The sequence below is a fragment of the Trebonia sp. genome (genome assembly GCF_049794275.1).
Lineage (GTDB): Bacteria > Actinomycetota > Actinomycetes > Streptosporangiales > Streptosporangiaceae > Trebonia.
The window spans coordinates 1-9201 of sequence record NZ_JBARCR010001172.1 but is presented as its reverse complement, the minus strand read 5'-3'; the positions used below and the strand labels follow the sequence as shown (position 1 = coordinate 9201).

The window sequence follows — 9201 nt, the reverse complement described above, 5'->3', positions numbered from 1 at the left end:
CGCCGGGTCCCTGTCGCGCGGGACGCTCACCGGTCGGGTTCTGGGTCGGCCAGCCAGCCGAGCAGCTCGGCGTCGAAGAGCTCAGGGCGCTCCTCGTGCGGGAAGTGGCCCGCGCCGTCGATGATCTTCCACCGGTAGGGCGCCTCGACGTACCGGCCCGCGCCGCGCGCGGTCTGCGGCGGCACGCACGGGTCGAGCGTGCCGTGCAGGTGCAGGGTGGGCACGGCGATCGGGGACCGCATGTGCCGGGCGTACCGCAGGCCGTCGGGCCGGAACGCGCTGCGCACGAACCACCGCGGGTACTCCAGCGAGGTGTGCGCGACCGGCGGGATCCGCATGGCCCGCTGGTAGACCCGGGCGGTTTCCTCGTCCGGCCAGCCGGGCGCCGACCAGGACGACAGGATCGACCCGACCAGGGCGGCGCTGTCGCGCACCAGAAGCCGTTCAGGGAACAGCGGCAGCTGGAAGGCCAGCGGGTAGCCGCCGCGCTTCGCCGCACCGGACGGCGGCGCGCCCGACAGCGACCTGGTGATCCGCAGCGGGCTGCCGGCCAGTGCGGTGCGCAGCTGGAGCGGATGGGCCATGGACACGACCGCGAGCCGCCGTGCCGACTTGGGGAAGTAGGACGCGAGCGTCCACGCGACTAGGCCGCCCCAGTCGTGCCCGACGACGGCCGCGTTAGCCTCGCCGAGCGCGCGGATCAGGCCGGCGGCGTCCGCGGCGGCCGTGATCAGGTCGTACCCCCTGGGCGGCTTGTCGCTGCCCCCGTAGCCGCGCAGGTCGGCCGCGACGGCCCGGTAGCCGGCCGCCGCCAGCGACACCAGCTGCGTGCGCCACGTCCACCAGAACTCGGGGAACCCGTGCAGCAGCAGGACGAGCGGCCCGTCCCCGATGCTCGCCACGTGGAAGCGCGTGCCGTTCGCGCTGACCGTGCGGTGCGTCCACGGGCCGCTGATCGCGATGGCTGATTCTGTTGCCATGACCAGGAACCCTGGTTACCCGCGGGCGGGTATCTCGGCCGTCGCGCCCGCGCCGCCGGCCGTGATGCGCGGGTTCGGCACCGCAGCGTCTTGCCCGTCTGGGCCCTCCTCACCGCGCCGGAGCATGCTGATGTCGTCGGTGACAGTCTTCCTCGTCATGGCCATGCCGGTCATCTTCCTGATGAAGTACCGGGCGATGACGACGGCGATCGCCGTGAGGACCAGGAACGTGAGGCCCGCGAAGCCGAACGCGCCGGCCAGGCCCCCCGGTGCCCCGGCCCAGTACAGGAAGTAGGCGTAGGCGAAGCACAGCAGCATGATGCCGGGGAAGGCGATCATGAGGCCGCCCACGACAAGTCCCGCCGCCGTTCCCAGGCGTGTCCCGTCGATTTTCAGCTCGCGTTTCGCCAGGGCGATCTCATACCTGATCAGCGATGAGACGTCCTTGGCGGCCAGCGCGACGAGATCACCGATTGACTGCTGATCGCTAGCACCGTCCGGTTTCCCGTTGCCGGCCATGGCGTGCTCCCCTCCGTGCGGGCGCGCCTCAGGGAACGGACAGGCGACCCGTCTTGTCTTCAAGTGAACCAAGGCTATCGTCCGCGACAGAAGACCTCGGTGACATCCCCCTGTGTAGCGAGTCCGGACATGCGAACGGCGCCCCGCGCGGGGGCGCCGCCGCCGTTAGCACGTCAGCCTGGCTACCATGCGTGCACCTTTTCAAATTGTCAGACAGGCCGTTCGTGGCCTGGCTAGACACGCCTCCCGCGGCTGGTCGCACGTGGGTACCTGGCTGCCGTGTCCGGACGTTCCACCAGTCCGTAGGACCTTTCTACGACGAATCCCGGTCGCAAGGAAGCCCTGGACGTGATCAATTCGTGATCTCGATCAGTGGCCGCGTTTACATTCCGTCAACCGGTGCTGGCAGCCGTCACGCCGGACCCGCCGCCGGAGCCTCGGCCGCCGTGCAAAAAATATTCGTTTCGGCCGAACATTAGGACGGAACGTCTGTTCACGCTCAGGGCATATATGTTGTAATTCGGTTGCACGGGTTCTTGGTTGCCATCCGGTGGCTGTGCGGAGTCACGTTTGCGGATAAGCTTCCTTATAGAACGGTGCCGGCTCACCCCCCCAGGGCCGGACCGTGCGCGGCCCCCGCTCTCCCCCCCGGCGGGGGCCGCCCCCTTTCCTTGCTCGGTGGCTTTCAGCCACCTTCGCAGGTGGCCGCAGTATTTGCCCGGGGGACGACCCCCGGAGCCCCCCGATGTGGGGACACCCCCACACCCCCGGCTGCCGCGGGTCACACGTGGAACCCCCTGTTGTTTCGTGTGGTTAGTCCGCTTTCGCCAGGAGAATGTCTAGGAGGGTTACTGCGCCCTCCTTTGAGAGGGGGTTGTTGCCGTTGCCGCATTTGGGGGATTGGATGCAGGAAGGGCAGCCTGTTTCGCATGGGCAGGATGCGATGGCTTCTCTGGTGGCCCGCAGCCAGGCTGGGGCTATCGCGAAGGCGCGTTCCGCGAAACCCGCGCCGCCCTCGTGGCCGTCGTAGACGAAGACCGTTAGCTGGCCGGTGGCCGGGTGCCACTCGGTGGACAGGCCGCCGACGTCCCAGCGGTCGCAGGTGGCGAACAGCGGCAGCATGCCGATGGAAGCGTGCTCCGCCGCGTGGGCCGCGCCGCCGAGACGGTTGCCGGGGAGGGGAACCACGAGGTCGTTCGGGATAGTCCACCAGACAGCGGCCGTGATCAGGGTTCGCTCCGGCAGCTCGAGCGCCACCTCCGCTTCCCTTCTTTTCGATTCGGAACGGACGCGTGTGTACCCCACCACCTGCCGTGTCACCCGTACCTCGCCGAACACGACGTCAGCTTCGCCCCAGCGCGCGCGACGACGCCCGGCGATCACGTCGATGTCGGTGATACCGCGCGCCTGGGTGCTGTACCCGGGGTCGCGGCACTCCACCAGCGCCACCCGGTCGTCAAGGTCCAGCTTGCCCACCAGGTAGCTCTCGCCCTGGTGCAGGTAGACGGCGCCGTCGTGGACGAACCGGTGCGCGGACGGCTCGTCCATCGTCCCCACCAGGCGGCCCGTCTCCTCCTCGACCACCCGCACCGGCCGGCCTGGCCCGCCGCGCAGGCTGATCCGCCTGGCCGGGTAGTCCCGGCGGGCGGAGTGCCAGCCGGACTGCCGCTTCCTGAGCTCGCCCGCCTCGGTCAGGCCGGTGACGGCCGCCGCGGCGGCGGGGCCGAACAGCTCAAGGTCCGGCTCGGTCAGCGGGAGCTCGGCGGCGGCCGCGGCCAGGTGCGGCGCCAGCACGTACGGGTTGGCCGGGTCGAGCACGGCCGGCTCGAGCGGATGGTGCAGCAGCGTATCCGGGTGGTGGATCAGGTACGTGTCGAGCGGGTCGTCGCGAGCGATGAACACCGCGGTGGCGGGCCGCCCGGCGCGCCCGGCCCGGCCGGCCTGCTGCCACAGCGACGACCAGGTGCCCGGCCAGCCGGCGATGAGCACTGCGTCGAGGGCGGGGATGTTGACGCCCAGTTCGAGCGCGGTGGTGGCGGCCATGCCGGTGATCCGCCCGTTGCGCAGCCCGGCCTCCAGGTCGCGGCGGTCGTCGGCCAGGTAGCCCGACCGGTACGCCGCGACCACGTCGCCTTGATCCCGGCCGAGGGCGGTGCGCGCGGTGAGCGCGACGGTTTCCGCGCCGCGCCGGGACCTGATGAAGGCCAGCGCGGGCACCTCCGACCTGACCAGCGCGGCCAGCAGGTCCGCCGCCTCCCCGGTGGCCGCGCGGCGGGACCTGACGTCGCCACGCGTGTACATCAGCGGCGGTTCCCACAGCGCGAACGTGAGCGGGACGCGGGGCGAGCCGTCCTCGGTGACCGCGATCACGTCCAGGCCGGTCAGCAGCCGGGCCCCCGCGGCGGGTTCGGCGATCGTCGCGGAGGCGAGCACGAAGACCGGCGCCATCTGGCCGTCTTCCGGCTTGTGCCGCGCGGCGACCCGGCGCAGCCTGCGCAGCACCTGCGCGACGTGCGAGCCGAAGACCCCGCGGTAGTTGTGGCACTCGTCGATGATCACCACGCGCAGCCGCTTGAAGAAGCCGCGCCAGCGGGTGTGGTTCGGCAGCAGCGCGCTGTGCAGCATGTCGGGGTTGGTCAGCAGGTAGTTGGCGTGGGCCTGCGCCCAGGCCCGGTCGGCGAAGGTCGAGTCGCCGTCGTAGCAGGTGGCGCGTACCCCGGGGACGCCGAGGGCGCGGACCGACTGCAGCTGGTCGGCGGCGAGCGCCTTGGTCGGCGCGATGTACAGCACCGTGCCGCCGTCGAGCACCTCCGACAGCGCAGCGGCGAGGTACCCGGCGGACTTGCCCGAGGCGGCCCGGGTGGCGATGATCACGTTCTCTCCCGCGCGGGAGAGCCCCGCGGCCTGCGCCTGGTGCGTCCACGGGGCTTCGATGCCGCTGGCGGCGAGCGCCTCGGTCACCTCGGACCGGATCGATTGCGGCCATGATGTGGTTTGCCCCGCCCGGCCGGGTATGTGCTCTAGGTGCACGAGTTCGCCCGCATGCTGCGCGGCCCGCAGAACGGAGAGCGCGGGGACAAGCGCAGGGACAGGCGTGACCGTGGACACGGTTTAAAGTGTGACATCTTCGAGGCGGGTGCCGGACACTCTGATTTCGTATAGACATGTACCCGGAGCGTGGTTGAATGCCGAACAGGGGCCGGCCGCCACGACGCAAGAGATGACGCCTTCACGGCGCTGGAGGATTTTGTGGATCTGAAGCTTGGGCACAGCAACAAGGACGGTATCGAGGTCGTCGACGTTGAGGGTGAGATCGACGTCTACACCGCGCCGCGCCTGCGCGAGCTGCTCATCGAGCTTGTCAACAAGAAGAACTACCAGCTGGTAGTGAACATGGAGAAGGTCGAGTTCCTCGACTCCACGGGCCTCGGGGTCCTGGTCGGCGGGCTCAAGCGGGTCCGCGCCCACGACGGGTCGCTCGACCTGGTCTGCACGCAAGAGCGCATCCTGAAGATCTTCCGCATCACCGGTCTCACCAAGGTCTTCGGGATCTACGAATCGGTGGACCAGGCGATCGCCGCCCGGAAGGCCGAGAAGTAGCCACCGCTTCCCATGGCCACCGTCGAAGTCACCTTCCCGCCGCTGCCCGCGCATGTGCGGACCGCAAGGCTCGTCGCCACCGCGGTAGCCCGCCGGAGCGGCATTGACGAGTCGCTGCTTGACGAAGTACGCCTCGCGGTCGGCGAGGCCTGCTCCCGCGCGGTCGAGGCGCACCGCAAGTACTGCCCAGGGCAGCCGATCCGGGTGGTGCTGTGCGATGACGGCGAGCGGTTCGAGGTGGTGGTGACCGACGCGGCCCCAGCGGACGCGGACGGCGAGGCTCCCGTGGCCGCGGCACGGCAGGGCGGTAACGGTACCGCTCGCGGCGCTGCCGCCGGGGACGGCGGTACCGCGGCCGGCGACGGGGCTCCTGTCGCCGGCAGCGGAACCACTGCCGGGGCGGACGGCGTGATCCTGCAGCTTCCCGCGGACGTAGGCCTGGCGGTCATCACCGGGCTCGCCGACGACGTGCGCATTTCGCCCGCCGGTGACGGCACCAGCGTCGCCATGAGCTGGAAGCGCCGCTCCGCGACCGCCTGAATTGGTCGCGACGGTAATTTGGGCGTTTCTCCGCGCGGGGGTCCTTGTCACTATGAACCGGACATTCCGGGCGCACGTCATGATCATGTAGCCTGCGTCGCGGGTGGCCACTAACATCACGTTTCGGTAGCGAAAATGTTAGGAAGTTACGGCGCTTCAGGATCATGGGCAAGCATTGTAGACTCCCGCCCACGCCTGCTTTCCCGGCGTACGGGGCAGGTTGAGACGGGCTTTGTTGGTCACACGTCTGCCTTAGCGGCGCTTATCAGACGTCCAAGGAGATCGAATGTCTGAGCACTACCCCGCCCTTGCGGCGGGTGGACTGGCTACCCCGGTCACTGTTAGCGGCAGCAACCTCACCTTGGTTGTGATCGTCGCGGTCATAGCACTGTCAGCCCTTGCCGTCGCAGGCTGGCTGGTGCGTGAGGTCCTGGCGGCTAGCCAGGGGACCGCGAAGATGCAGGAGATCGCCAAGGCGGTGCAGGAGGGCGCCGCGGCGTACCTGCGCAGGCAGTTCAGAACGCTGGGCGTCTTCGTCTTCCTTATCTTCTGGATTCTTCTCCTGCTTCCCGCGGACAGTTCCGAAGTGCGCTGGGGACGCAGCATCTTCTTCCTCGTCGGCGCGGTGTTCTCCGGGCTGACCGGGTTCACCGGCATGTCGCTGTGCGTCCGCGGCAACGTCCGCGTCGCGGCGGCCGCACGCGACTCCGGCGAGCGCAGCGCGATGCGGATCGCGTTCCGCACCGGCGGCGTGGCCGGCATGTTCACGGTGGGCCTGGGCCTGTTCGGCGCGGCCATCGTGGTGCTGATCTACAAGGCCAACGCGCCGGACGTGCTGGAAGGCTTCGGGTTCGGCGCGGCGCTGCTCGCCATGTTCATGAGGGTCGGCGGCGGCATCTACACCAAGGCCGCCGACGTGGGCGCGGACCTGGTCGGCAAGGTCGAGCAGGGCATCCCAGAGGACGACCCGCGGAACGCGGCCACGATCGCCGACAACGTCGGCGACAACGTGGGCGACTGCGCCGGCATGGCAGCGGACCTCTTCGAGTCCTACGCGGTCATGCTGGTCGCCTCGCTGATCCTGGGCAAGTCCGCCTTTGGCGACAAGGGACTGATCTTCCCGCTGCTCGTCCCGATGATCGGCGTGATCACGGCGGTGATCGGCATCTTCGCGGTCGCGCCACGCGCGCGCGACCGCAGCGGGATGACCGCGATCAACCGCGGCTTCTTCATCTCCGCGGTGATTTCGGTTATCGGGGTCGCGATTCTCTGCTTCACCTACCTGCCGGCGAAGTTCAGCGAGCTGTCGGGCATCGGCAACCCCGCGATCGCCGCCTACAACGGCAATCCGCGGTGGATCGCGTTCGGCGCGGTGCTGATCGGCATCGTGCTGGCGTCCGCGATCCAGCTGCTGACCGGGTACTTCACCGAGACCAACCGGCGGCCGGTCAGGGACATCGGGGAGGCCTCGGAGACGGGCGCGGCCACCGTGATCCTGTCCGGCATCTCGTCAGGGATGGAGTCCTCCGTCTACTCGGCGCTGCTGATCGCCGGGGCTGTCTTCGGCTCCTACCTGCTGGCCACCGGCAATGCCACCATCGCGCTGTTCGCCGTGGCCATGGCGGGCGGCGGCCTGCTGACCACGGTCGGCGTGATCGTGTCGATGGACTCCTTCGGCCCGGTGACCGACAACGCGCAGGGCATCGCGGAGATGTCCGGTGAGGTGGAGGGCGAGGCAGCACAGGCGCTGACCAAGCTCGACGCGATCGGCAACACGACCAAGGCCATCACCAAGGGGATCGCGATCGCGACCGCGGTGCTGGCCGCGACCGCGCTGTTCGGCTCGTTCCGCGACTCGGTGGAGTCGGCCCTTGGCGTCAGGGCGTCCGGCACGTTCGCCTTGAACATTGCCCAGCCGAACGTGCTTGTCGGGTTGATCGTCGGCGGGTCGGTGGTCTTCCTGTTCTCCAGCCTGCTGATCATGGCGGTCGGCCGGGCAGCGCAGCGGGTCGTGCTCGAAGTGCGCATGCAGTTCAGGACCCATCCGGGGATCATGACCTACCAGGAGAAGCCCGACTACTCGCGGGTGGTGGACATTGTCACCGCGGACTCGCTGCGTGAGCTGGTCACCCCTGGCCTGCTCGCGGTGCTGGCGCCGATCGCGATCGGGTTCACGTTCGGTTACGCGCCGCTCGGCTCCTACCTGGCCGGGGCGATCACGGTCGGCGTGCTGATGGCCATCTTCCTGGCCAACTCCGGCGGCGCGTGGGACAACGCCAAGAAGCTCGTCGAGGACGGCAACTACGGCGGCAAGGGTTCCGCGGCGCACGAGGCGACCATCATCGGCGACACCGTGGGCGACCCGTTCAAGGACACCGCGGGCCCCGCGATCAACCCGCTGATCAAGGTCATGAACCTGGTCTCGCTGCTGATCGCCACCTCGGTGGTGAAGTACAGCTCCAACACCGGCCTGCGGGTCGGAGTGGCGCTCGGCGCGGTGATCATCATCGTCGCGGCGGTCGTCATCTCCAAGCGGCGGTCGCACGGCATGGGCGAGGAGGAGCCGGCCAGCCTGGACAGCGACACCGCCGCCGCGATGGAGGCCGCCGCGCCGGGGCCGGAAGACACGGCCGTGATCGCGGCGCACGGAGCCGAGGGCCAGTCGGCGAACGGGCGCCAGCCGTCGGGTAAACCGGCCGCCACCCCAACGTCTGACGCCGATCCCGGCGACTGACTGAGTTAATCCGACGTGCACGTCCCCGGGCCTGCTACAGGTCCGGGGACGTGTCGTTTTCCGCGGCCGCCACGGCGTCTCTCGAGATGCCGAGCAGGTACAGGACCGTGTCCAGGTAGGGCACGCTGAGCGCCGTGTCGGCGGCGTCCCGCACCATCGGCTTGGCGTTGAACGCGATGCCGAGCCCGGCGGCGGCGATCATGCCGAGGTCGTTGGCGCCGTCGCCGACCGCCACCGTCTGCGACAGCGGCACTCCCGCAGTGCGGGCGAACCTGCGCAGCGCCTCGGTCTTGCCCTCGCGGTCGATGACCGGATCAAGGACGCGCCCGGTCAGCTTCCCGTCCGCCACCTCGAGCGTGTTCGCCGCCACGTAGTCGATGCCCAGCGAGGCGGCGAGCGGCTCGATCACCGCGGTGAACCCGCCGCTGACGATCCCGCACTTGTAGCCGAGGCGCTTCAGTGTCCTGATCAGGGTCCGCGCCCCGGGGGTCAGCCGCAGGCTGGCACGCACCGCGTCGAGGACCGACGCGTCGAGCCCCGCGAGCAGCGCGGTGCGCTCGCGGAGCGAGGCGGCGAAGTCGAGCTCACCCCGCATCGCGGACTCCGTGATCTTCGCCACCTCGTCGGCGCACCCGGCGCGCGCCGCCAGCAGGTCGATGACCTCCTCCTGGATCAGCGTCGAGTCCACGTCCATCACGATCAGCCGCATCGCGCGCCGGTGCAGCCCGCCGCGCTGGACCGCGACGTCCACGCCGCTATCCGCGGCCACCTGCGCCAGCGCGGCCCGCAGCGGGCCGGGCTCTGCCCCGGAGACGTCCAGCTCTATGC

At 69.7% G+C, this 9201-nt stretch carries 7 protein-coding genes; 3 read left to right on the top strand and 4 right to left on the bottom strand.

All coding sequences use genetic code 11. The features are described 5' to 3' along the window. Nucleotides 1-26: 26 nt before the first annotated feature. The 3 genes from WA805_RS28950 to WA805_RS28940 form a co-directional block, all read right to left on the bottom strand. On the bottom strand, nucleotides 27-980 hold the full coding sequence (locus tag WA805_RS28950; RefSeq protein WP_422274598.1) for an alpha/beta fold hydrolase: 954 nt from the start codon (nucleotides 978-980) through the stop codon (nucleotides 27-29). A gap of 15 nt (nucleotides 981-995) precedes the next feature. Then, nucleotides 996-1562, bottom strand: coding sequence for a phage holin family protein (locus WA805_RS28945; RefSeq protein WP_422325482.1), 567 nt, complete (start codon nucleotides 1560-1562; stop codon nucleotides 996-998). 750 nt (nucleotides 1563-2312) lie between these two features. After that, entirely contained in the window at nucleotides 2313-4529 is a 2217-nt protein-coding gene (locus WA805_RS28940) for a DEAD/DEAH box helicase (protein ID WP_425243911.1), read from the bottom strand. 219 nt (nucleotides 4530-4748) lie between these two features. Between WA805_RS28940 and WA805_RS28935 the strand changes: the two genes are divergently transcribed. The 3 genes from WA805_RS28935 to WA805_RS28925 all read left to right on the top strand — a co-directional run bounded on the left by WA805_RS28935 (nucleotide 4749) and on the right by WA805_RS28925 (nucleotide 8373). Further along, the gene (locus WA805_RS28935; RefSeq protein ID WP_422274602.1) at nucleotides 4749-5099 is read left to right on the top strand and encodes an STAS domain-containing protein; all 351 of its coding nucleotides are present in this window, start codon (nucleotides 4749-4751) and stop codon (nucleotides 5097-5099) included. A gap of 12 nt (nucleotides 5100-5111) precedes the next feature. Beyond that, nucleotides 5112-5639 carry an ATP-binding protein gene (locus WA805_RS28930; RefSeq protein WP_425243910.1) on the top strand — a complete coding sequence of 176 codons (528 nt, stop codon included), beginning with the start codon at nucleotides 5112-5114 and terminating at the stop codon, nucleotides 5637-5639. A 286-nt stretch (nucleotides 5640-5925) separates the two neighbouring features. Then, nucleotides 5926-8373, top strand: coding sequence for a sodium-translocating pyrophosphatase (locus tag WA805_RS28925; RefSeq protein WP_425243909.1), 2448 nt, complete (start codon nucleotides 5926-5928; stop codon nucleotides 8371-8373). Nucleotides 8374-8407: 34 nt separating this feature from the next. On the opposite strand, the gene serB is transcribed toward WA805_RS28925, so the two are convergent. Next, a partial coding sequence (serB, locus tag WA805_RS28920) for a phosphoserine phosphatase SerB (RefSeq protein WP_425243908.1) occupies nucleotides 8408-9201 on the bottom strand: 794 nt, incomplete at its 5' end.